The sequence below is a fragment of the Lapidilactobacillus gannanensis genome, from assembly GCF_003946675.1.
Taxonomy (GTDB): Bacteria; Bacillota; Bacilli; order Lactobacillales; family Lactobacillaceae; genus Lapidilactobacillus; species Lapidilactobacillus gannanensis.
In genome coordinates this window covers 1-24,439 of record NZ_RHOT01000033.1, presented here as the reverse complement: position 1 = coordinate 24,439, position 24,439 = coordinate 1, and the positions used below count along the sequence as shown (strand labels likewise).

27 protein-coding genes and 1 pseudogene are annotated in these 24,439 nt (G+C 41.9%); 2 read left to right on the top strand and 26 right to left on the bottom strand.

Annotated features, from left to right (window positions below):
- Positions 1-408 precede the first annotated feature (408 nt).
- Both EKM81_RS08815 and EKM81_RS08810 read left to right on the top strand, forming a co-directional pair.
- Positions 409-1,230, top strand: coding sequence for a Cof-type HAD-IIB family hydrolase (locus tag EKM81_RS08815; protein WP_125650865.1), 822 nt, complete (start codon positions 409-411; stop codon positions 1,228-1,230).
- Between the two features lie 294 nt (positions 1,231-1,524).
- Positions 1,525-1,746 (top strand): transposase, encoded by a 222-nt coding sequence (locus EKM81_RS08810; protein WP_125650863.1) that lies wholly within the window; start codon positions 1,525-1,527, stop codon positions 1,744-1,746.
- A gap of 465 nt (positions 1,747-2,211) precedes the next feature.
- Here EKM81_RS08810 and EKM81_RS08805 read toward each other — a convergent pair whose 3' ends face one another.
- The 26 genes and pseudogenes from EKM81_RS08805 to EKM81_RS08685 form a co-directional block, all read right to left on the bottom strand.
- Entirely contained in the window at positions 2,212-2,835 is a 624-nt protein-coding gene (locus tag EKM81_RS08805) for a GNAT family acetyltransferase (protein ID WP_225420231.1), read from the bottom strand.
- A 12-nt stretch (positions 2,836-2,847) separates the two neighbouring features.
- Positions 2,848-3,024: a hypothetical protein gene (locus tag EKM81_RS11215; RefSeq protein ID WP_164509272.1), complete on the bottom strand. Its 177-nt coding sequence runs from the start codon at positions 3,022-3,024 to the stop codon at positions 2,848-2,850.
- A 292-nt stretch (positions 3,025-3,316) separates the two neighbouring features.
- Positions 3,317-4,288 (bottom strand): N-acetylmuramoyl-L-alanine amidase, encoded by a 972-nt coding sequence (locus tag EKM81_RS08800; RefSeq protein ID WP_125650859.1) that lies wholly within the window; start codon positions 4,286-4,288, stop codon positions 3,317-3,319.
- 14 nt (positions 4,289-4,302) lie between these two features.
- Positions 4,303-4,551, bottom strand: a pseudogene (locus tag EKM81_RS08795) (phage holin); the annotation flags it as partial.
- Complete coding sequence (locus EKM81_RS08790; RefSeq protein ID WP_125650856.1) at positions 4,541-4,846, bottom strand: hypothetical protein; 306 nt, start codon at positions 4,844-4,846, stop codon at positions 4,541-4,543. The gene EKM81_RS08790 and the pseudogene EKM81_RS08795, both read right to left, overlap by 11 nt.
- A gap of 3 nt (positions 4,847-4,849) precedes the next feature.
- Positions 4,850-4,966 carry an XkdX family protein gene (locus EKM81_RS08785; protein WP_125650854.1) on the bottom strand — a complete coding sequence of 39 codons (117 nt, stop codon included), beginning with the start codon at positions 4,964-4,966 and terminating at the stop codon, positions 4,850-4,852.
- Positions 4,959-5,252, bottom strand: a complete 294-nt coding sequence (locus tag EKM81_RS08780) for a hypothetical protein (RefSeq protein WP_125650852.1) — start codon at positions 5,250-5,252, stop codon at positions 4,959-4,961. Before EKM81_RS08780 ends, EKM81_RS08785 begins: the two co-directional genes overlap by 8 nt.
- Positions 5,252-8,137 carry a phage tail spike protein gene (locus EKM81_RS08775; RefSeq protein WP_125650850.1) on the bottom strand — a complete coding sequence of 962 codons (2,886 nt, stop codon included), beginning with the start codon at positions 8,135-8,137 and terminating at the stop codon, positions 5,252-5,254. Before EKM81_RS08775 ends, EKM81_RS08780 begins: the two co-directional genes overlap by 1 nt.
- A gap of 1 nt (position 8,138) precedes the next feature.
- Entirely contained in the window at positions 8,139-10,166 is a 2,028-nt protein-coding gene (locus tag EKM81_RS08770; RefSeq protein WP_125650848.1) for a distal tail protein Dit, read from the bottom strand.
- Between the two features lie 9 nt (positions 10,167-10,175).
- Entirely contained in the window at positions 10,176-13,334 is a 3,159-nt protein-coding gene (locus EKM81_RS08765; RefSeq protein ID WP_125650846.1) for a tape measure protein, read from the bottom strand.
- Positions 13,324-13,917, bottom strand: a complete 594-nt coding sequence (locus EKM81_RS08760; RefSeq protein WP_125650844.1) for a Gp15 family bacteriophage protein — start codon at positions 13,915-13,917, stop codon at positions 13,324-13,326. Before EKM81_RS08760 ends, EKM81_RS08765 begins: the two co-directional genes overlap by 11 nt.
- 12 nt (positions 13,918-13,929) lie before the next feature.
- A complete protein-coding gene (locus EKM81_RS08755) occupies positions 13,930-14,391 on the bottom strand; it encodes a hypothetical protein (protein WP_125650842.1) in 462 nt (153 codons plus the stop codon).
- A 69-nt stretch (positions 14,392-14,460) separates the two neighbouring features.
- On the bottom strand, positions 14,461-14,949 hold the full coding sequence (locus tag EKM81_RS08750) for a phage tail tube protein (RefSeq protein WP_125650841.1): 489 nt from the start codon (positions 14,947-14,949) through the stop codon (positions 14,461-14,463).
- Entirely contained in the window at positions 14,946-15,302 is a 357-nt protein-coding gene (locus EKM81_RS08745; RefSeq protein ID WP_225420230.1) for a minor capsid protein, read from the bottom strand. The genes EKM81_RS08750 and EKM81_RS08745 overlap by 4 nt, the downstream gene beginning before the upstream one ends.
- 41 nt (positions 15,303-15,343) lie before the next feature.
- A complete protein-coding gene (locus EKM81_RS08740; RefSeq protein WP_125650837.1) occupies positions 15,344-15,688 on the bottom strand; it encodes a minor capsid protein in 345 nt (114 codons plus the stop codon).
- A complete protein-coding gene (locus tag EKM81_RS08735; protein ID WP_125650836.1) occupies positions 15,688-16,050 on the bottom strand; it encodes a putative minor capsid protein in 363 nt (120 codons plus the stop codon). The genes EKM81_RS08740 and EKM81_RS08735 overlap by 1 nt, the downstream gene beginning before the upstream one ends.
- Positions 16,047-16,451, bottom strand: coding sequence for a head-tail connector protein (locus EKM81_RS08730; protein ID WP_125650834.1), 405 nt, complete (start codon positions 16,449-16,451; stop codon positions 16,047-16,049). Before EKM81_RS08730 ends, EKM81_RS08735 begins: the two co-directional genes overlap by 4 nt.
- A 2-nt stretch (positions 16,452-16,453) precedes the next feature.
- A complete protein-coding gene (locus EKM81_RS08725) occupies positions 16,454-16,663 on the bottom strand; it encodes a hypothetical protein (RefSeq protein WP_125650832.1) in 210 nt (69 codons plus the stop codon).
- 2 nt (positions 16,664-16,665) lie between these two features.
- A complete protein-coding gene (locus EKM81_RS08720) occupies positions 16,666-17,535 on the bottom strand; it encodes a capsid protein (protein ID WP_125650830.1) in 870 nt (289 codons plus the stop codon).
- A gap of 1 nt (position 17,536) precedes the next feature.
- Positions 17,537-18,118: a phage scaffolding protein gene (locus EKM81_RS08715; RefSeq protein WP_125650828.1), complete on the bottom strand. Its 582-nt coding sequence runs from the start codon at positions 18,116-18,118 to the stop codon at positions 17,537-17,539.
- Positions 18,119-18,255: 137 nt separating this feature from the next.
- On the bottom strand, positions 18,256-18,474 hold the full coding sequence (locus EKM81_RS08710) for a hypothetical protein (RefSeq protein WP_125650826.1): 219 nt from the start codon (positions 18,472-18,474) through the stop codon (positions 18,256-18,258).
- A complete protein-coding gene (locus EKM81_RS08705; protein ID WP_125650824.1) occupies positions 18,467-19,999 on the bottom strand; it encodes a phage minor capsid protein in 1,533 nt (510 codons plus the stop codon). The genes EKM81_RS08710 and EKM81_RS08705 overlap by 8 nt, the downstream gene beginning before the upstream one ends.
- A gap of 2 nt (positions 20,000-20,001) precedes the next feature.
- Positions 20,002-21,540, bottom strand: a complete 1,539-nt coding sequence (locus EKM81_RS08700; protein ID WP_225420229.1) for a phage portal protein — start codon at positions 21,538-21,540, stop codon at positions 20,002-20,004.
- A 62-nt stretch (positions 21,541-21,602) separates the two neighbouring features.
- Positions 21,603-22,916, bottom strand: coding sequence for a PBSX family phage terminase large subunit (locus EKM81_RS08695; RefSeq protein WP_125650820.1), 1,314 nt, complete (start codon positions 22,914-22,916; stop codon positions 21,603-21,605).
- Positions 22,906-23,469 carry a terminase small subunit gene (locus EKM81_RS08690; protein WP_125650818.1) on the bottom strand — a complete coding sequence of 188 codons (564 nt, stop codon included), beginning with the start codon at positions 23,467-23,469 and terminating at the stop codon, positions 22,906-22,908. Before EKM81_RS08690 ends, EKM81_RS08695 begins: the two co-directional genes overlap by 11 nt.
- A gap of 453 nt (positions 23,470-23,922) precedes the next feature.
- Entirely contained in the window at positions 23,923-24,390 is a 468-nt protein-coding gene (locus EKM81_RS08685) for an ArpU family phage packaging/lysis transcriptional regulator (protein WP_125650816.1), read from the bottom strand.
- Positions 24,391-24,439: the final 49 nt, after the last annotated feature.

The following is a 24,439-nucleotide window of genomic DNA, read 5'->3' as shown; positions in this document are numbered from 1 at the left end:
GTGTGGTAACTATAAGAATAGGTCTTCATGGCCTTTTTGGTCTAGTCATTTAGGTGTTGCACTTCAATTTTAAATCCGGCTAATTAATTTATTTACAAGTATTTTTATACTTTTAGACTAATCAAATTATAAGAATGTAAATCAAGCTAGCTACTTGTAAATAATTGATTTAATAAGAAAAGATTTGACCTGCTGACTGACTTTTATTAGGAGTTAATCTGTTTAGGCCAACAATTCAACTATTTGGACAGAGACAGCGCCTCAAACCAAGCAAGAAAATAATCTGATTGAACCAGAAACCTGAATTTTTTAGATTTAATGCCAGGGCAACTCCTATTAGGACAAGGAAAGTGTTATGATAACGGTTAATCATGATTTGAATTATTTATAGAGGTTGGAGAGCAAGATATGACAATTAAACTAGTTGCTTTTGATATGGACGGCACTTTCTTAAACGATCAAAATACTTATGATCATCAACGTTTTGGCCAAATTTTAAATAAATTACGTGCGCGAAATATTCATGTCGTTTCCGCCAGCGGTTCGCAATACCAAAGGCTGCAAGATCAGTTCGCCGAGTTTCAAACGGAAATGGATTTTGTGACACAGAATGGTGCAGTTGTTTATAGTCATGGACAACCACTTTCAATTCAAGACATGCCCACTCAAGCAGTCACAGTTATTTTAAAAGCGATTCAACAACAATTTGCCGCCACTGATATTGCAGAACATCTAGTCGTTGGTGTTAAATCGGCCTACGTAGACCAACGGATTTCCCAAGCTGCTTATGATTTGACCTATCACTATTACAACCATCTTCAACGTGTTCCTGAGCTAGTTAACGTCACACCAGAGAAATTGCAAGACCAAATCACCAGTATCGGCATAACTTTTAGCGACCATGTTGATTTTGATGGCAAAATTAAAACTTTACAGCAATTACTCCCACCTGGTCTAGCTAGCCAAACAGCAGGCTTCAATACACAACTAATTAGCGAGCGCAGCGTTAACAAAGCTCATGGCCTCCAACAACTTCAAGAAAAATATCGGATTGCTAACAACGAAATCATGACTTTTGGTGACGATGAAAACGATCTAAGTATGCTGACAGTGACTCCTCATAGTTATGCGATGGCCAATGCCCGACCAATAGTAAAACAAGCCGCCCAACACTTAACCGTTTCTAATAATGACGATGGTGTATTAAAGGTATTGTCCTCATTACTCTAGGGTTTAGACTGCCCTTTTAACGCATTACCAGGTTGAGATAAACAACGTACTAACTGCTTAACTCATACAAGTTAAAACCATTTAACAACTAAATAACCACAAAATAGTCTGTTAGACAATCGCTGGTTTTTAGCCAGAGTAATATCTAACAGACTATTAATTTACCGTAATTCCGCTTTGAGATGGTGACATATGATTTTTTGACTAAAAATAAAACGCACTTTAACTACTGCAACATGTTCTTAAAAGCAACTGATTCTGCAATACATTTTCCACCAGAACATCTTTTTACTTATGCCACTAGACACAACTGTTCGAACTTTTAAAAAGTATCGTCACCAAGTCCTAAACGCTGCTGATTCATCTTATTCAAATGGTTTCTTAGAGGCAACTAGCGGTCGAATTAAGAAGATCAAAAATACTGCTTATGGCTTTAGAAATTACAATAATTACATTAATCGAATTAAATTAGAAATACTGTGGTCACATGAACCACGAAAGATAAAATGGGCATAGAAAAAAGCAGCTAGACCAATTTTAGTCTAACTACTTAGAAAATATTCTATCAACTTCAGTTGACGAAGAGCCATTTTTTGACTGCATTTTGACTGCACATTTTGTCAAAACTATGCATATCCCTGTAAAACAAAAATGGTACAAATGCTTGTTATGTAAGCATTTGTACCACTAATGTTATTCATTGTAAAAATCATAACGGAGAAGGAGAGATTCGTGTATCGTTGGTATACAATGCATTTAGCTACTTTTGTGCAACTAACGTGCAACTAAATAAAAACAGCCACCCTTGCCCTAAAAGATGGCCACCAAAAATCTGAGCGTTAATCAGGCGCTCACATACATATACGCAAACTTTTAGAATATCGCCGAAATTTGCAAAGTCTAAGTGAGATGTTAGATTGAGTTTGCAAATAAAAAGCCTACCTCAACTATGAGATGGGCTAAGCAACTACGTTTTGAAATCTAAGAATGCTTTAATACTTTATCCATCGTTTTTACAAATAGACGTAATCCATTTTTTGACTCATAATTTTCCAATTCAACAAACCCATTTCGGGAATAAAAGTCTTTCAACTTTGGAATATCATCACATTCGAGGTGTAATACTCTGCCACCGACCATTCTATGACTTTCTCTAATCTTATCGTAAGCCAACTCAAGCAAGTCGTCACCACTAATCATTCCAGCCGTTTTAGCTGTCTCACTATAATTTTTCCCAAGCTGTCCAATAAGATAGCCCTTACATTCATAATTAGCTTGCTCAGTCTTTTGTCCCATCCCCATCAAGCGATGTTTTAAAGAATTACTTAGTTTAGCAAAAACTCTCTTCGGGATTATCAAAGACTTTATTGTAATTGAAAAATATCCACATATATATGGTTTGTCGTGATAAGAAGAAAAAACTAAATAGGTTCTTGACAATGCCATTTTGTCAAACTGAACCGCTTTTTCTCTCAAAAAATACTGTACGTCACTCTCTTCACCAAGTACAGTTTTACATTCGAACGTAAAAAGGAGCTTTTTAAGCTCCTCATCTGGCATTTCATCTGAATCAATTAAGTCTAGAAGTTGTACGACTTTAAGCACCAATACAAAGCCCTACTTTCTAGCTAGAAGTGAACTAATAAAAATGTTGACCTCTTCCTTACTACGTATTTGTTCAACTGGCTGCGTAATTTTATGCGTAACTCTTTTTGACTTTTCCATAGCTTCAATCAGCTTACTACTAGACTTAGTATTGAAACTATAGTCAGTCTGAAAACTTTTAGTTGCCATATCGAAGCCTCCTCATGAGATAATAATTACAAGTTCATGATACATTGTTGACCAATCTTAGTCAACACTTTCAGCTGATTTTAAAAGCTTCTTTATATACAACAGCACACTATAATTTTATTATATCAATCTCTTAATGCAAAATAAAAAAGCCACCTCAATTAAGAGATAGGCTTTAATCGTTAAATGGATTAGCTCGTACTTTTGGTGTTTACATAGGTGGTGCAATGTTAATAGATTGCCTTTTTAATGAAAATTTGTCAACAGTTTAAACCAGTCGAAATCGACGAGTTTAGATCCAGACTTGCAATCGATCGATAGGCTCGCCGTACCAGCCGGCATAATCACTTAAGTTAGTTACTGTATCAAGCCAACCTGACCGCTGCGTTGTTTGCACGCGATATTTAACGGTATGCTGATTGCCCTTGATGCGGATACCATCAATAACTTTACCACCGACACCAGCAGCACCGTTAACTAAGTCAGCCTTATTAGACCCACTGACCATAGGCAACCAACCACCGCCCAAGATGTGGACTTGATATTGGCAACCGCCCGGCACGGATACAGTCAGATAGTCGTGTTTTTGATAAGGAACGCCCGCATAACCATTACTGTTAACGTCGTTTTTTCCGACCACGTTAGGTAACCAACTAGCGTTTAAGGCACGTAAAGCATAGGCCGGTTGTGCGACAGTTGCAGATTTTGCAACGCTCGGAGTGGTGGGCTTTGCTGATACCGTTGAGCCGACGCCGTGAGCAATATCACTAGCTAATTGAGCTTTACTAATGCCAATACTTTGTAAGTAAGCATATGGGTCTTGGTGGTCACCCCATAAGTTATCTGATACCCACTTGTGTGTTTTAACGCCATTACCAGCACCGTCTAAAGTGAGTGGAATACCGTATTTAGCCGCATATTCCCGGGCCGCATTAATCCAGTTGGCATAAGCTTTCAACGCTAGATTACGGTCCGAGTAACGGGCTAACTCAATTTGAAATGGTGACCGCTCATTTGCTGGACTACCAGCGCCATACGCTACATAACCCGGCTCGCCGATGATATAGACTCTATCCCAGCCAGCAATAGCGTGGGTATATGCTGATTGCCAGTTGCGCTTCATATAGCTGGCCTCGTTAATTGCGGAGTTTGCGCCCACGTTGTTGGCATTGCCAGTATCATGTAAAATGATGTACTGATTGGATGCACGTGCTGATGAGCCCTCATTAGCGCCTAACGCATATGTTTTATCGTAAACTACCATTATTTGTCCTCCTTCAATTTATCGTACTGCAATGCTTGTGCGCTATCAGAAACGCCGGCAGTAGTCGGATCAACGACCACACCAAGAATAGTTAACACTGCAAAGGCGGCATTAATAATCCCAGTTAGCTGCACGCCCAAATCAGCAAAATTCCATTTATAACCGAATGGTGTAGCTACTGCTTGTAAAAGCAATAAAACAGCTGGCACAATGGCCAACCAGAATTTCTTGCTCAGCAATCTAACTTTCCAATTAATCTTCATCGTTTTTTCTCCGTTTCAATCCATTTTTATCATACAGAAAGCCAATCTCGGCTTCATGGCGAACCAGCATGTTGTCGTGTTTATCAAGCCGACGGTCAAAGACGTGGTGCTCATGAACCGAGCTTTCCGTCAGCTTATCAATTGACTTGGACAAATTGTTCATCTGTTCATTGAACGGCTCCATGATTGAATCTTTGAACGACTTTAACATATGATTCAACCCAGCAAACACGCCGCTGACGATCGCTATGATAGCCGCCCATTCGCCTATCGTAAACCCTAAAAACGTGTGCAATAACTATTCCCCCTTTTTTATAATTTCTTCGTATTCATCCTCACTTATCATCAGACCCACATACGGCTTGATATTGATTCCCCAGCTGTAAAAAAGTTTAACCTGATCATAATCACTCATTTTTAGCCTCCAGCTTTGCAATCTTTAATGTTAATTGGGCAATCATCAACCGCTCAGGCGTTGGCTCAGGAGTATCATCGTCACTCAACGTCATTGATTTAATCTCGTCCTCAGTAGCAGTCTCAACCCATTTACCGTCAATAAATTTAACTTTAAAGGCTGGTTGCGGCGGCTGAATGTCTGTATATCCGTCTGGGATATCAACACTATCGTTGATAGCTTCCATTTGTCCTTGCCAAACCCCGTCAGTCGGATAGATAAAAATCGTCTTAGTCTCTTTGCGCATTAATAGCCCTCCTCATCTGGTTTATCCATTTGCCAATTAATGCCTGATAACCAGTACCAATTGGCGTCAACCTCGTTGTATTCCGTGCGGATATTACCGTCTTTTGCGATCCAAAAAATCATCCGATATTGGTTATTATTTTCAGCAAAAACTGTATATCTTTGCGTTACGGTTGGCCTAAAAATCAGCGGTAGATTACACCAGATATAGCCAGCAGTTCTAGGCGACCGAAGTGAGCCTCGCAAAAATACAGTACGACCAATACGTCTAATGCCAGCAGGGTCTTTCGGGTTGGAAATTGCCCCACCGATGAATACTAGGTTTTGCCAGCCAGTATCATAGATATCGCCGCTCATCATATTGGTAATGCGATAAACAGGTGAGCTTGTGGTACTAGTGTTTTTGACAAATTGCAAAGTGTCGCCAAACAACTCAACACTTGTATCCAATATCTTTGGCGACGCTGTACTTTTACCTCGGTAAATGGCGTTGGAAAATCTTTGCGGAGAAATTGATAAGATACCGTTTTTGTCGTCCACGCCCGTTTCGGTTAAATCGTAATTAACGGTGTAATTAGCATTACCAATATTCATGCTACCAACGTAATGCATAGTTCCATCATAAAAATCAAAATTATTTACAAACATCGAACCACTAATCGTTGACCCGTTAATCTGTACGGCATTGAGCTGCTTGATATTTAAAACAGCCTGAGAAAAGTTGTCCGTCACCCACGTGCCCCCAACGTATCGCTTGATAGCACTAGCGTTTTGCCAGTTAGTCCCAACAAACCAGATGTCATTTTCTTTCGGCTTAGGTGACGATGGTGTGGACGTTTGTGTATACGCATAAGGTACGTTGTCACTACCTGGGTCACCCTTATCACCTTTAGCACCCATTAAGGTAGGAATAAATCCCTGCTCGGTGGTGTTATCCGTGTAAGTCCAAGTCGTTCTCGTCCACAAGTATTGACCACCAGGAACACTAGGAATTGTTGCTGTCCAGCCACTAGTAGGATTAGTAGTACCGCTAGTAGAACCAACGTATTCAACAACTGTGCTCTTAATACCTACGCCGTCTTTACCTGCAATACCGTTTGACCCATTGTTACCGTCTTTGGCAACGTAGGAAACCGAATAAACAGGCTTAGTAGTATTATCCGTATAGGTTAGCGTGGTTCTTGTCCAAAGATACTGACCTTTAGTTAAAGTAGGTACAGTGGTTGACCATGTCCCAGTTGGTGTGGTTGTGCCACTTGAGCTTAATTGATAAGCAATAGCGGTTGATTTTATACCTAGACCGTCCTTACCAGCTACACCGTCCTTGCCATTAGCGCCGTCTTTGCCATCAGCACCTTTAATCAGACTCCAAGTGTAGGCGGATGGATCAGTGCTTCCAGCTTGTGTGAAGTCTGCATAAGTACCCAAATATGACTTGTTAGCTGAATCCGTTGTGCTGAATCCAGTCTTACCATCTACACTATCAGCCCAAGCGGTGTGAAAGTACGGCGTTTTACCATCAGCACCGGCTTTACCCGGTGTACCGTCTTTGGCTAACTCTATCCAGTGGCCTGCATAATCAGCAGGATCATCACTAGGCGTCGCTGAACCGATTGAGGTAACCATCGCATAATACTTTTTGCCGGTTGGCAAGTAACTCATACCATTGCCCTTGTCATCATCCGCATAACGTAACCAAATATAGCTAGCTTTTTGAGTTGCTAGCTTGCTGATCATATCCGTGATACGAGGGTCAATATTTGACTCTAGAATCTGATAATTGCCAAGTTTGCCAGTATCTTGCCCAGCCTCGGTATAACAGTTCTCGACCTCTTGGACTCGTGCGGACAAATAAATTGGTGGGTTATATTGACGATGTGCGATTTGCACTGTGTCGCCAATATCAGCTTGCAAGTCTAATAAATCCGCTTCATAACCAATTTGCGGCTCATTGACCGTTTTTAAATTAGTTATTGTGCGTTTTAAAAGTTCGTTTGCGTCTTTAGTTTCGTACGTATAAATACCGACAATATAGCCTTTTAAAGCATTTTTGTTAGTCGCGTCAAACGCGCCGGCTCTCGCCCATGTTTGGCCCGCAACTCGGTCACAAACCGTCTTGTCACCCTTAAGGGTAAAGTAACGACCGTCGTCATATTCGATATTGGCAAACGTGATAGGCTCCGCGTTTTCGCCCGCATCGTCAGGTGTTGAGCCATACCCTATCATTGCAGTGCGTAGATCGTTGATTGAGCCGTTGTTTGTCAGCGCCTTAAGATTTACTGCGTCCACAAAACGTTGTTGAGTCAAGTCTGATCCTAGCTTTTTGTATACGTTGATAACTTGCTTGGTGACTGCTGAACCGCTCATTTCAACCTCAAAATCAATCTCGGCACCATCGAACTGATTGGCTAAGTCACCTAATCGTGTTAAGACACTATCTGATTGACCGTCAAACGTTAACGATCGCGTTAAGTTACTAATCTCATTAATACCGATAGACCAGCCAGAATCGTAAAGCAATAAGTTCTCGGCGTACCATGCAAAACTATGCGGCTCATTGTATTTCCACTTGTCAGCAACTTCATTAATCAGGTCAAGGCCAATATCTTCTGCATGCCACGTTTGCTCATATTCGTCGCCGTCGTGCGACATCAGCGTGTAAAGCCGTGTCTTACCGTACTTGTCAACAAAGCTGATGTAATTACCTAACTGTAAAACTTTAGCGTCTGGGTCTTGTTGATTAACTGTAAAATCATAAGTCCCGATAGCGCAGTTATTTTTTAACTCAATTGTCTGCTTGTCGTGATAGATTGGCAGACTTGCATCAGCTCTAGTGTCAGGCGATAGCAAGATATGCATGTTACGATCTAAAATATTCCAGCGCAAATTATAGCCACCTCTCCTCAAAATCAACCGTCACTTTTGGCGGCTTAGCAAACGTTGAGTACACGATACCTAGTGTTGACTTACCCGGTTGCAGTAGTAGTGGCTCGGACGCAATATCAACCCTGTCCCAGTCAGGATAATCATTGATTGTCAGTGTATTAGTCTTGCTATCCAAGTTGACTAAATCACCGTCAGTAAAGTAGTTAGGCAGGTTTTTAAATTCGTCGACCATGTCCTTACGGAAATTCCAGTTAACCAAGCCGTAATAAGCTGGTGTGGGAACGTCCATCCACTTTAAAAAGCTAAATGATACATAATAAGCCTCGGTGTCAGCTAACTCGTCACACACGTATGTGTAAGATTTAGGGTCACGTGCCCAGCCGAAAGTAAACTGATTGCCGGATTTACGGATATAGTAATGGGTGGTAAACCCTGAGCCGTCCCAGTCTTTCCACGTCATGCGCTGTAGGCGGACTTGTTTTTGGTTGACGTCAAATCTTAGTAAAAACTCGTTACCGGTTCGAGATAAATCAGCCATGATAATTGACGCAATCGACTTGCCATTGATATCCAAGACAGTGGCACAAATCTGACCGACATCGCGCGGTTTATTACGCAACGACCCAAAGCCATCATGGACGCGAAAAGTCCAATTTTTAGCACCTTTATTGCCCTCATTATCGGCTGGCAAGGCATATATCATTGCTGGTCCCCGTGGGCCTTTGACTGACGGCGTTGGGCCAAAGTCTTTAGCACTGATATGCTTATCAGACGTCTGCTGAAGTGAGCCCTGTTGCTTCATGACACCCTGACTTGGCGGGATAACCTGATATTTGGCGTCATTGATTGCATACTCAGCTAACGCTGGCATATCTGGCACTAACATCTGTGATGGGTCATACATCACACCGTCAATCTCATCAGGGTTACCGACTTGATATGGCGGGTTGTCGTCTAACGTAAGCCCTAAAAAACCATTGTCAGACCTCATCTCAGCAGTAACGTGTAAAGGTGTTGGCACTGTGCCGTTGTTAGTGAGCGTGATTGTTTCGGAATAGTATTCAGGTTCAGCTGGGTTAGGTGACCATGGAGAAGCGGTGTGCTCTTTTGCTAATTTAATGTTATCAATACATAGCCAGCCCGGACTCGCTGATGTTTTAATAAAGCCAAAGCGCAAAGCGGTTACTGTGACGTCTCTGTCCGCTGTCCACGTTTTTACAAATCGATGCCAAGTAGTCTGACCTCCAGAGTTATTCCGTGCGTCATGCCCCATTGACAAGGCAAAAAGTGGATTTATATCGTCTAGCATCAAATAGTCAGACGCTTGTCCAGTTGCTGAACCTGCAGTTGCGTAGTAGTAGCTATATGTCCACGTTTCGCCATTTTTTATAATGACAGGTGTGATTGGATAATAAGCATATTGGTCTTGTTGCAACGTTGAATCCGAGCTATAATTTCCAACTTGAAGCATGAATTTACTCATTGGTGATGGGAGTGTTTCAGCTTCCCCACATACACGTAAACCCCTATCAAGCAATTTACCGTCACCCCAAGCATAGTTTGCTGGGACATTTCCTGATTCAAACCCAGAATCGGTAAGCAGGTTCACTGGCACGTCCTTGTATGGCTTGTTGTCAGCCGTCTGCGTGGCTAACGAGTGGGCGTATGGCTCATATACTATCCAGTCGATTGTTGACCAGTCGTTCCAGCCTTTGGTACCACGTGAGATATCGCCCTTTGGCATTGCCATGTAATATCGGTCAGGCTGCTTGCCTAAAATAAGTTGTTTGGGCTCACTGACATTCAACGCCCGCGTTAGTTCTTGGCGTTTAGCCTCATCAGCGTTGAGCATCGTGTAACCCATAGTAATGACACGCTCACCAATTCGACGGTGCAAAAAAAGCGACCCATTACGGTCGCCTACTGTGGTTGTACGGTCATCGACTGCCGGCAAGATTTCGGGATCAATGTCCCAGTGTACTTTAATTAACTTTGATAGATCATATCCATTAAATGTTACTGCACTCATTTTGTCCCCCTATCTATATCCGCCTAGTCGACGTTGCTGCTTAGCAATTTGGTCAAGTTTGACCCTGATTGGATCAGCAATCTCATTGACTAATTCTCGTTGGCCAATGTTGGCGTGTACGTGAATTTCTAGCGTTGCATCTCGATTACTTGAGCCGGCGTTATTTGTCGTGTAATTATTGATTGTCGAGCTACTAGGCAATTGTTTAAAACCACTAGCAGTCAAAGTTTCAGCCGTTGGTACGGTAGCGGCAAATGTAAGTGAGGTATTGCCAAATTTGGAAACGTCAAGTGCAGAATTAACGTCATCCGCTAATTTATCCGCCATACCGGATACTGTTGTCTTAACACTCTCAAATGACTTAGCTAGCCCTTTGTTTAAGCCGTTCATAATTGCATTACCAGCTGGAATTAAGAGCTTTTTATCATAGCTGATTGGGCCTTTATGTTTCCGGATCCAGTCGCCAATACCACCGACAAACTTTTTAACTTTGCCCCAAGCGTCAGTTAATCCTTTATGGAAACTTTCCATGATAGCTCGACCAGCTGCGCCTAAATCAAAATGGCGCAAAACATTAAACGCGTTTTTAATATTGCCGACAATTCGCTTAACGCCTGAAGTCATTGCGTTCCAGGCATTGATTGCACCGGATTTGATTCCGTTAGCAATATTGACAACGTTAGCTTTCATGGCATTCCATTGAGCCGGAACCCAAGAGCGAAGGTTGTTTACAAAGTTTTGAATACCAGTAGTCATTGCGTTCCAGGCATTGATTGCACCATTCTTAATTGCATTAGCAGCATTAATGACTCCTGATTTAATATTGTTCCACGCTGAAGTGACACCAGTGTAAATTGACATCATCAGGTTAATCAAAAACGACAAAAGCCCCTGCCAAATGGCTTGAGCGCCTGATACAATTCCATTCCAGATATTAATGAAAAAGTTTGAAATGTTTGTCCAAATGGAAATTGCAAACGTAGAAATACCGGTCCAAATAGTGCTGAAATATGTGCCAATAAAACTTAGCACACCACTAAAATACGTTGTTAACCCTGTCCAGATGCCCTGAACATCTGCCACAATGTGTTGCCAGATCATCGACATATCAGTTGCAATTTGGCCAAAGTTACCAGTGATGAGATCAACAATTAAAAGAATCGGGGCCATAATAACCGACTTAAGTAAGTCCCAGACTGATTGAGCTACCTGCACTATCCCGTTCCAGATTTGCGTTAACGAATCACCAAACGTCCCCCAGAGATTCTGGCCGACCTGAACGATTCCCTGCCAAACACTGGATAGTGTGTCAGTGATACCAGTCCAAACAGTGGTGGCCGTACCAGTAATGCCTTGCCATAAACTTGAAAAGAAATCGCCAAGTCCGCTCCAGATTGATTTAGCGCCATCGGCAGCCGCACCGGCACCGTTGGAAATACTCGACCATAATCCGCTAAAGAAATCAGTAACTGACGACCAGGCTGATTTAATACCATCAACTGCACCACTAAAGGCATCGGTGATTGCTGACCAAACTGCAGTAGCAACGTCTGATAAATTTTGCCAGGCGTCTTTTAGCCAAGTAACGAATGTTTTCCACAACTCTTGGCCGGTTTTCGTTTTCGTAAAGAAGAATACTAGTCCCGCAGTCACCGCTGCAATTCCGGCTACAATCCACCCGGCTGGACCCATAAATCCGGTAATCATGCTAAAGCCAGTCTTCAACGCACTAACGGCGCCACCCATTTCTTTCATTGCTGTAACTGCCTTACCTACAGTACCAACAACACCCGTAATGCTGGCCACCGCCGAAGTAACAACTTTATAACCCTTAAACGCAACAAACATCGCAGCCACTGCTACACCAAATGATTTAACTATATCGTTATTTAGCGCTGACTTAAGAATCCCAGATACAGTTTTTAAGACGGTCACAAAACCATTAATTGCATTTTTAGCGGCCGTAAAAACTTGTTCCCAAGGTACTGCTTCAATAACATCGCCAATCTTGCCGAATGCAATTTCAACCGCTGCCGCCAAGTCGTTAATAACTTGTTGCAATCCGCCAAACATTTTTGATGTTGAACCACTATCAAATACTTTGTTGAACGCCCCACCGACTTTATCGACAACGCCAATCAGTGCCACAAAGGCACCATTAGCAATTCCAGCAATCGCATTCATCAAGACTTTAACAGTTGCGGTCACACCATCAAAAATAGCTGACAAACTCGATAGCTTATTGCCGTCTCCAATGTGAGCCATTTGATTTTTTATATTCATAATTAGCGACTGGAACGGCTGGAACGATTGAATGATACCAGGAATGGCACCAGTAATTGCTCCGTTTACCGATTTGAAAGTATTGTTAACAACGCCCTTTAACGAGTCAAGCAGCGTTGCAATCTTACCGACACCTGCATTTTGCAGTCCCTGGTCAATAGCCGAGATAGAGCTAGCAACACCTTTGACTACAGCTGTTTTGACGTTATCAATCGATGTTTGGATACCGACAGAGTTTTTACGTGCTAAGTCGGCAAACCCATTTTGGCCCTTATCCAACTCAATAAATTTGTCATTGAGTTGATCCATAGTCACTTGACCGCCCTGCAGAGCCTTAAATAAGTCGTTCTCAGCTGACTTGCCGGTATAACCAAAGGCATTAGCAACTTTGCGCAAGGATACTGGCATGGTCTCTTGTAGCGTCCGGTAACTCATTAAATCGACTTTGCCTGTAGACATCATTTGAGTATATTGCTCTAATCCACGACTTGCGTCAGCGGCTCCAGCGCCACTAGCCAAGAATGCATCATTGAGGGCAACTGCTGACTTGGCAGCACTATCGGCACCACCAGTTAATGGCGCTAATTGCTGGGCTGAACTGGAAATACTATCCAAGCTGGTAGGCAATCCATCAATACCTTCATTTAAAGTTTTAACTGACTTAGTGACGTCATCAGACGCATAACCAAGAGCTTTCATCATGACTGGATACTTATTCAGCGTATCAAACCGTGAAATAGCACCGCTCATAGAATCTTTAACAACATCCCATGCTTTACCAGCAATCTTAACTAGCCCCATTGCAGTGGCTAAGTCTTTAACCGTTGAAATAGCATTCCTGCCATCAGCGTTGATCAAAATTTTTACTGTTCCGTCAGCTGCCACTCATATCGCCCTCCTTTTCTACATATTCATCTGGCAAGGCCACTTGCTCCTTGAGCTTAGCCATTGTGTGCCGCTGTTCTTTGTCTTTGATATCTGATAAGTTAGTGTTTCTTATATTTCTGACTTGATAAAACATCGTATTCTCAGGTAAGGCATTAAGCAGTGCTTGGTATTTATACCAATGCAGCTTACCTTGCTGATCAATCAAATCAATCCCGTAAGCCTGCTTAAAAGCTGCATATATCATCTGCGCATCAAAATCAGAATCATAAGTCTTAATATTGGGTTGATTAGACTTTATTTTTATCGGATTACCATTCAGATCAGTTGGCACCGCTGTTTCAGGACTCGCATCAGAAAGCAAGTTGATGACTTGATCGTATAAATCAAGCCAAACGTCCTCTGATGGAAGATGTCCAATAATCAAGATGTTTAAAAATGACTCTAATTTGTCTTTATCAGTCAAATCAGGGTCGCTTATTGCCTTTAATGCGTATAACACACTATCAAAAGCTAAATTCAATTCATATTTAACACCGCTTAAATCAACGTTCCTCGGTAATTCTTCATAAAGTAGGAACATTAGACCACCTCACTATTTATGATGCTTTTTGAGGTATTTCTGCTTTTTGTTATCAGACCTTTTCTGAAATCGCTTTGACTTATCGTTAATTTTCTGTTGGATAATATCTTGAGCTTTGCTATATAGCTCAAACATGTTGAAAAAGCTATTGCCATCACTGGCGCTAGAAATTTTGTCATACATTCCAGCACCAAAGTCTTGGTCAAATAGCGTTTTGAGTTTGGCAACGATCATGTGTAAAGCGTCAGCAAAATTGTCTTCATTTAAATTATCTTCGGTGATATTACCGTATTCCTTACCGATTTGAGCAAGTTGCTTTTCAATCGTTTTCCGTTCAGTTCCAAGCTTAGAAATGGCTGTATCACTCATGTCATAATTAAGCGTAAAATCAATGATCTTATTAGGATCTTTCTTGGAGCGGACACCGACTGGGATAGAGATAATGCTGGAATCAAGAATTAGTTTTTCTGTCAATTTTGTTTCCTCCTAAAAAATAAGGGACGGCGAAACATAGTTCACCGCCCCTTAATCGTTAATATTTAATTAGCCTGCTGGCGTTGCGTCTTTGGGTGTAACTGCTGGCGTTGTATCTTTTGGTGTAACTGTTGGTGTGCTGACAAAATTCAGACTGCATTCAAACGCTTCGTAGTCTGTGGCGTCACCACCGCCCGCTTTGATATCCATGGCTTTAGCAATACCCTCATCAATTTCGCCGTTGACATTGACAATCTTGTGCCACAATTTACGACCGTCATCAGTTGTATTGCGGCGCATTCCAGCAATCAACGCTTGAGCCTTATCGTCCGGATCATTATACCCAGATACCTTCCATTTTTCAGTACGGCCATTAATAGTCGTTTCTTTGCTACCATCACCGTCATAAAATCCAGAGTCTTCTGTATCTTCATCAGAATCATCTTCGATCGATTGGATATTAGCCGCTAATGGCAAATAGTCATCTTCGGAAGGCTTCTTGTCGTCAGACGTCCAAGGTGCGACAAAATGTTTACGTAGCGCGTTTTTATTTTTCAATTATTATTTTCCTCCTTAAAAATCGTTAATCTCGCTTGTAAGCTTACAAGCCAATAAAAATAGCCTTGCTCATCTGCTTTAGACTGGCTCGGCTGACTGGTTACTTTGATATCTTCAAATTGATAGCTATTATTGGCGCTCGGTAGGCTACTTAACTCCTCGATAAAGCTAGTCACTTGCCACAATTGGTCATTAGCTTTTTCAGCCGACTTTGACTTGATTGTGTATTCGTAATTTAGTTCTTTATCGAGATTGCCTGCCATATCTTCGCTAATAACTTGACCTCCTGGCACCGCATAAAGGAACGCGCCCTCATCAGTGCCTGGGACTGCCAGCTTAGTTTTAATCGGCAAATTAAGCGCCACAATAGCTTTCTTTAACTGCTCTGGAAAATCTATTTAAGCCCAGCTCCTTTCACGAACGCCCGTTTCCAATTCCCCATATATCGAGCTTTAGCAACATTATCCCAACGCGGCCCAGTGCCAGGGGTCGTATACTGCCAACCAGGATCACCGTAAAACATACGGCTGGAATACGGCATGGTGTACTCAATATATGAACCATCTCTTGGAATTATATTAGACTTACGTAAATAGCCTTCTTTCATTGGTACAAATTGGTTCATATCGGCGCTAGCCTGAGTCGCTAATGCAAATCGACCTCGCTTAAAAGCTACAGGATTAAGCTTGCGCATTAATCGTGAGCTATCAACTTTAACACCAAGTGAAACATTACTCATTAAATCAACTCCAATTCGATTGAGAATGGTGCGGCTGACTCCGGCTGGCATAGTAATGACCAATTAGAAACTAGATAACTGTGTTTGTCAAATGTAACAACCTTTGCATTAAGCCACTTGTCATCAATATCAGCTGGGAAATTGGTAGTAAATTGAGCAAATAAAAAGACTGTCGCATTAGCAGTTAACTGCCTGTCTCCACCTGTACCAACGTACTGTTTGGTTAGATCCATCCGGACATGATCATAAGTCACTGGCTCACCATAAATCGGGGCATTGTAATCATCTTCACCTATTTTTGGATAAACAATAATCGAGTGCACCAGCCAATTGGGGTCAATCGTTAATAATCCGCCCATCATACATGCATCACTCCTCGATAGGTCAGTCCAACGCCAGCAAGCGACTTCAGCGCCTCGTCACACAATATACCGCCGCTCTCATTGGCATTTGAGCTGCTAAACGTGCGGCTGACTGACGTTTTGCCGATTGACTGGCTAGTTGATTGCACTTGGGCATTGTGATAATCACGCTGTGTTTTATAGCCGGTATCAGCCATATATTTAATTTGGAACATCACCGCACGCTTAAAACGAAATACCCGCAATGTAAACTTGTCATCATCAATCTTGTTGAACTGGTAATAGTCATTTGTTGCGTCATCGACGTACATACTGGCTAATTCAAGGAGCTCATCGAATCCATTAGGCGCCTCGATAACATGCATGGCAGTCACATATTCTTGCTGTGTGATATATGCCATAGCTATTGCTCCTTATCTTCACCTTTATCAGGTTCAGCGACTGGTTTTTCAGCCTTGACGTCGTCTTCCTTGACGCGTTCTAGATAGGTGTCATCTAGATTTTGGGCAACCTCTTCAGACCGCTTAACAGTTAATTCAATCACTGATTCGGGTTCGTAGATTTTCTTTGTTTCGATATCACGAAATTTATTTAATACTTTAAACTTTGCCATGATTAACCCACCGCCACTGCCGGTGTTGCACCAATATAAATTGCCTTTTTAGCATTTTCGAATACAATTGCATCGTAATAGTCTAAGCCCTTGATAGTATCACGATAGCCAGACCGATCAGAATCAGCACTGATAGTGTCAACTGTGCCATACTTGATAATTGGTGCAATCGCAGTTAATGGTGTCAAGATAAAGTTAACTGTATCTTTAATGCTAGTACCAACTAAGCGGTTTTTAGCAACCTTTAAGATTGGCACGCCACCATCAAGTTGCGCAACGGTGCGATTAATACCATTAATAGCCATTTGATTAGTGGTAAACGACTTAGAAACGCCCTTAGCATTCTTCAATGCATTGTAAAATGCGGCAGAAACAAACATCACATAGCCACCACCGATTTCGTTATCAGTCATGTATTCTTCAGCTGTATCATAGGCTTCTAGCACGTTGTCCGAAGTGATTGTATCTCCGACTTTTTTGCCATTATTATCAAACAACGCTTGAACTGCTACCTTATCGCGATGTGGAATAGTAATTAAGCGCCGGTGTTCCGTAACAATGTTGTTAATTGTTAATGCTGCGCTTTCTGATTGGTCTAAACGGTCAACGTCATAACCAAACCAATCTTCGTGAGTAAGCTTAACCGTTTCTTTTTCAATACTGATTTGCTGGCGCTCGTTATCAGCATTACGCTTATATTGAGTTGCGTCCACAAATCCGGACATCTTGTTAACACGTACCTCATTGGCACCGACAAAATCGGCTGCAGTAATACTCTTGGCTCCTTGTGTTAAAACGTCCCAAACCTGTGACCCAGCACGCAATTCTTGGTCAATTGTTGCAAGGTCTTTGCTGTCTAAAACTACTGTCATATTATTTTTCTCCTAATCTTTCTTGAATTTTTTCTACCATCGTCTTTTGTGTTTCACTACCATTTGGCGTTGGATTACCAGCAACCGTAATTGTTGGTGTGTTTGGTTTAGCTGGTTCTGCCACATCGCCAAACAAGAACTTAGTATCATCCCCGGCCTGTAAAGCCTTAATCTGGTCATCAAGCCCAGAAACGTTGCCATCTTTGTCGAGCGACAATGCAGTCTTGTCTAGCAAGGCTGATGTGGCCTTGATATTCTTGGCGCCAGCCTTAGTCAAGCCAAGCTCTGTCAAATAACCAATCTTGGCTTCTGTTAGCTGTTTAGTCATTTCCTCGTCTTTGGCCTTGTTATCAGCCGTCAACTTATCAATCTCTTTCTGGAGCTCTTCATCCCCTTTGTGAGATTTCTTCAAGGCTTCCATCTGCTTATCACTTTCGCTGATTCGGTCATTCAAACTGCCTTTTTCAGTTTCAAGCTGAGTGATCTGACCTTTTAGCTCATTAATATCCGCGCCATGCATTGCCATGACCTTTTCAATTAATTCATCTGATAAACCTGCAGCCTTTAATTCTTCTCTTTTCATTTTTTGCGTCTCCCTCACGTATTTTTTGACGCGGTACGACCGCGAATTGGGTATAAAAAATAAGCAGTTTACCGACATACTTAGGTCGAATTTGTTAATTTCAGGTACAAAAATAGCACTTACAATGTTTGCAAGTGCTAATCAATTATTTCAATAGATTCAATCTCCGGAGCAACCGCATCAATCATTTTACCGTGTACATTCATAACGATTCCCGGACCTTCGTCGAACTCATCAACTACCTCTATATAAACGTTTTTGAACTTTCGACCACTTTTAAGAAGCACATTAGCATAGTGGCTCTCCACATGAGTGGCTAAGTCATAGAAATCGTTAATATCAATTTTATCAGTCATTAATATGCTCCTTTCTTGGATCAAGCGGTCGAATGTGAAAGCCGTTTTTTCGATAGACGATCAAACCAAATCTTGTTGGTAATCTTTCGCCCGTTTTCTCATCAACATAAATGCCAATATTACTAGTGTGCTCAAACGATCTTGTTCTAGTAGTTAAATCTAATATCCCGTACTGGCTAACAAGTTCGCTTGCTTTTTTCTCTGTAATAAATAGCTCGCTTGGTGAATAGTGTTTAACTAAACTGGTATCTTTGCCAGACTTAGCAGCACGCTTTACAGCCTTATTATACAGGTTTTTCCAGTGATCTACATACTCATGTGTATTAACAATATGTCTGTTGAACATTTGCTCATTGACAGAGGAACGCTTCTTGATTATTGAGGTTTCTCGTGATGAATAACCAAACGATCTTTCCCTTGAGTAATCTCTTGCTAAAAAGCCATTTTGATTGACTAACTGCCTGAGTGCTGCCTGACGACCACGAACTAGCTGACTATATTTTTTAACTCCGATATCATCTTCTAGGTCGGTAGCCAGCTGCTGCATGTTTTTGTATCGTCTAACATCACGCTCAAGGCCACGCTGCTTTTGCTGAATATTGCCATTTTTAATCGCCATAGCAGCATCATATTGTGGCTGATTATTGCTGTTAACACCGGGAATATATGGCCACTTAATGTGACGGCAATTAATGCCAAACGTGCCGCCGGGGCTTCCGTATCCATGATTGTCTAATGGCTCAAACCACTCGTCGGCAGCATAAAAGCCATTCGGCTGTGTCGTTACTAGCTTACCCTGAATTGGTGCGCAGGCTGGCCGGCTTGCTGGGTGACTGCTCATGACAAATGTGTCGATGTTGTTATCCTCCGCAGCCTGATCACGCGCCGCTTGGAATGCACGACTAGCTGTCGTACCGATAACAGTCCGTGCATAACTATCAATCGTCCAATGATGGCCGCCCTTGTCAGTAAAGCCGGACAATAAACCAGCATCACGCCATTTATATACGGTTTCAGCTAATACTTTATCTGGCGTTTTAAGGCCTGCTATGACCTTTCCAGTTGTCTCCTTGATAATCTGCTGATAAGTATCAGTAACTGGCGTATGCTCGCCAAAATTGGTAGTGATAAGCGTCTGGTTGACGTTGTTATCCAAATCTAAAAAGATCTGCTTAACATAGCCACTCATAACCGCATCAATTACATTAGTTGAGCTAGCGGACCCCTTGTCTTGCTTAATCCGATTAACTGAGTCCTCATAAACTTGGACGCCCAAATCATTAAATAGCTTAGCAATTAGCGGCCTAGCGATACCAGTTGCCTTAGACACCAGTTTAATGGTCTCGCTATTTACCAAATGTAACTCGCCTAATTTTTGAGTCTGCCACTGTAACACATTATCCTCAGTCAAGCCCTTAGATTTCAGCCGGTCGCAAAACATCTCAAATATCTCTTGCTCGAGTGCTTGATAAACATCTTGTATTTGGCTGGTTGCTAAATCAAGCTGGTGTGGTGAAGTCTTCATAACTAATCACCGTCTTTACTGCTACTATCATCACTAGTCGGGTCAAACATTGGGTTAGTTTCTGGCGGTGTTTGGTCAATTGTTTCATCGTTGATTTCCACAACCATACGCTTGGCCTCGGTCTCGGTCACACCTAAGATATGCATGACCGCTTGCCATTTAGGGCACATCTTCGCTGCCTCTAGCTTAATCCAGTAATCAGCATTGACGCCTTTATCGGTAAAGATACCATCGTCGAAATCAATACTGACCTGATCAATTGTTGGAATTGTGCCGGTGTAAATCTTGTTGCCATTAAAATCAGTAGCTTGCGCTAACTCACAAATCGTAACGACAAGCTCCTGAACCGCTCGTTCAACCATTGTTAGGTGGCTATTGCGCGTTTGATAGGTCATGCTGTTTTCGCTAACTACTTCAGTAGCTGTTTTTACTGACTGGCCGTCAAAACTGAATGTTCCAACTGATAGACCTGTTTGCATTTCCAACGTTTTAAGTAGTTGATTGAGTACCGTGATATATTCTTGGCCACGTATAGGTGTGGTCAAATCGGTAACTTTAGGGTCGTCCATACTACCGGTTGATAAAAATGTATTTTGATCCTCATCAAATTGTTTCTCGACCTTGCCAGTTGCCTCATTGTAGTTAACTCGAACCATACTGTCGGGAACTGCCACACGTCGCTGACCCATCTTAACTTCCCAATTGAGCTGATCATACGTATCGTTAATCTGGCTAAGCGTTGACAATGCGTTATCACATACGCCAACGCCAAGTGGACTAACAAGGCTCTTGTTGTTAAACCCTGCAGGTTTGAGATAGATAAACAGTGGCCGACTTAACCCCTTGATATGAGTCTCTGGCTCTAGCCCCTCGTATAGTTGACTGAGCGGCCACTTAACGCCAACTGTACCCTTGACCTCTGAGCGATACAACTCATTGGTAATGACATAATCATCTGGCGTCCATTCGTGGAACTCCAGCAGTGTGTAATAAGCTGTCTTGCCGTTCTCGGCCTGCTGACTTGGTGTAGCGATTGCGGCACTAGTAATATCGTTAGTATTTGACCTTAGCGGAAAGAAATTAGGTGCCTGAACCCACGAGAGTTTGACCTCGCCGGTACTCATATCAACGTACGGCCTAATTGCAAGTCCGCCCATAGCAACACAACTCTCAAGATAACGCTCAAAATTCTTATCGAAATCGTTTGAGTCTAGTACACCTTGGACAAATACATTAGCCTTGTCTGGCTCGTCATATGTTATTTTCTCGCCATTATCATCAGTCTTAGGCTTACGTGTCTCGACTGTAATCGTGCTTTTCTCATTGTACAGCAGGCTTGCAAACCGTTGTGCAACAAGTTTCATCATGTTTAGCGTAATAAACGGTCGCTGCTTTTGATCACCATAAGTATTGCGATAAACGATATCTTTAAATTTGCCACTAAAATACCGCCGGTCAATGTCGATTCGGCGGTATTCTTCGGGGTCAATATTAATTTTAGGGTGATCTGTAATACTGCCTAATGATTGGATAACTCCCATGGCAGCACCTCCTTTCCGAAACATGTTTTTGATACGGTCAATCAGTCCCATTGCACCACCTCCTATACTTTGAGATTGAGGAACTTAGCGTTAGACAAACAGAAATATTTAAAATTATCACAGGTATGATCGTCCTCTTTAATAACCCTCGGCTTGTCTGACTGCACAGTTTTTTCGTCCCACTGATACTTACGGTGTTCTTCAAGAAATATCTTGTTACCTGGTACATCTAACACAAACACACGGCCTTGAGCTAATAACGACTGTGGATAATCGATCATATCTTTTTCTTCCAGTTTTTTTACTGGGGACCACCGCACACGATAATCATAATAATATTGATTGCGCATTGCACCGTCAGCTGAATCAATCGTCCGCTTAATGACTTGCGCATTCGGATATTGCTTCAATGTTTTAGCAATAAAATCATGAATCTCTTTGGTTAATTGTGACGGCGCTTTTTTAACACTTTGGTGTGCCGGCGAATAATAAAAGGTATCCAGCACATAAACTTTTAACTTAGCAGTAATACCATAAGCCGTGAGCGCTGTTGCCGATTGGGCGTGGCCTGTATCGACTGAAAACGCCATATACAATATCGGGTCGCCGCTGTCTAGCTTGTTAACAACGTGAAATAGATCCATGTTGTAAATATTAGTGCCTAGTCCGATTTCTTCGCCTAGATACAACCAGCGATAATAGTCTGGATCATTCTTTTTGTATTGCTCAATCAACGCAAGCTGTTGGTCAACTGTAAATCCTAACTCATCATCAAGGTAAGTCGACTTATCAACCAAACAATCAGGATTAAGTTCTTGCTGTGTTACCCAGCGGTTTATCCAGTCATAAGGATTCTTGGGCGGGTTATAAGTGTAATATACTGGCACTTTATCAACATAAGGCGACTTTTGACGAATAAACGTTGGGTTAGATTGGTCGAACACCTCTGGGCCCTTAAAGTTAGCAGCCTCTTCGTACCAGATTGCTATGACATCACGAGCTGAGTTTGATTTCAGGCGTTCGGGTTTGTCAGCACCGTAAAAGTAGAACGTTGACTTGGTCCGCCGGTGAAAGATTCGAAGTGGTGTTGTCCGACAGATAAATTCATCAGTCATATCTAACATGCCTAACGCCCAAATAATCTGTTCATATACCGAATCACGTAAGTTAGTCGCATTCTCACGAATGATGATCACATTAGCCTTATGACCTTGTTGCGTCTGTTTCTTCATCATTACACAGAGCTTCAGACTAACTGTAGATGATTTAAACGAGCCACGGCCACCGTTTAACACAAAATACGACGCATTTGAACGCCACATTCGTCTGAAATGCGGTTGGACTAATGACGATAGTTTAATTTCATTAGATGTCATCAACGATCACCGTCCTATCAGTGCCATTCTCTTTGCCAGTCAAGATGTCGGCCTTAGCTCTAGCAATCTCGGCTTCTGCGTTAACCTTACGCAATTGAGCGGCCTCTAATTCAGGATTCATCCCCTTACTCATACCTAATACACGGGTAAGAATATCGGCGGCTTTCATTGAATCTGAGTTCTTTGTTTTGGTATCAACAACGTCTTCAACATCTTCGTAAACTAATCTATCGTAAGTTTTGCCATCAGCTTCTGTGACTGGAATACTTCTGGCCTTGCGCATTGTAATAACGACCTGTTCCAATTCCTCACGTCTCATGATTCTTGTCAGAAATTCTAACACTTCTTGCTGAGTTGCGACCCGTTTACTAGCAAGCTGCTTTAGCCTAGTTTCGATGTAATTCTTGATGTCAGGTTTTGTCAGGTTCTCTTGACCAACACTTCGGGCTGTTCGTTCGCTGTAACCAGCCTTACGAGCCGCATCAGCGGCATTGCCCGACACAATATACTCATCGGCAAACTTCTGCTGCTTAGGTGTTAATTTTCGTTTCATTACATATCACCACACCTCATGATCAATAATTAGGATGACTATTTTTTCTTTTTGGCTTTTTCTTATTTAAGCCATTTCTCAAGTCGTGCATCAATCTTGGTTTCTTCGACCGTACAATAACCGAATTTTGAATGAATGCGCATTGCCAATAACACCACCTCCTTTCCGGAGATTTATTAATATGTACTAAAAAAGTGGTCATCCATAAGGAATAACCACTTTATATACCAGACTGCATTTTTGAATGACAAAACAAAAATCAAATCTAAGCCAGTGAGCTAATTATGAAAGGAGGTCACAGTCTGGCAATGGCGTGCCCCGGACTCGAACCGGCATAACTAACCTTCACGCCACCCTTTAATAGGGCCCTTTTTGAAATTAACCACAATATCACTATATCGCATTAATTCGAACTTTTTTCCGAATGATTTCTTAACGATTTCCCAATGAAATCTAGTTTTGCTTCCATACCAACAGAGATTGTCCTGGATAAGCCTCAGCAAATTGAAGCAGTGCCTTTCGCTTACGATAATCTACGTTTTTGTCTGTTAAAACCTTAATTTTTTTTGCGATTTCATCATTCGATAACTTTTCAGGAACAAAGTACGAATAATACAGAACCAAATAATTATCGAAAGACAAGAACGCCATTGCTTGTTGGATCTTCTCTATTTCTACTTGGGCATTAATGATACCGACAATCCTTTTTTCAGCCGAATTACCATAAGCTTGTGCCTTTGGCATATCATCAATCGTGGGCGATTTGATTTCTACTAATGGACGCCCAGCCATTCGAGCATAGCTTCTAAATCGATTTAAAACTGCCCGTGCATTTCTTCTAGTAGCTTTGTCATCTAGTTCTGGCAACAGTACCACTCGCTCACCCCACGTGATATAATTAGATTTGTCAAAATCATTCATAAGGGGCTGCTTGCGGGCGGCCTTTTTTTATGCAAGAAATTTGTTGATA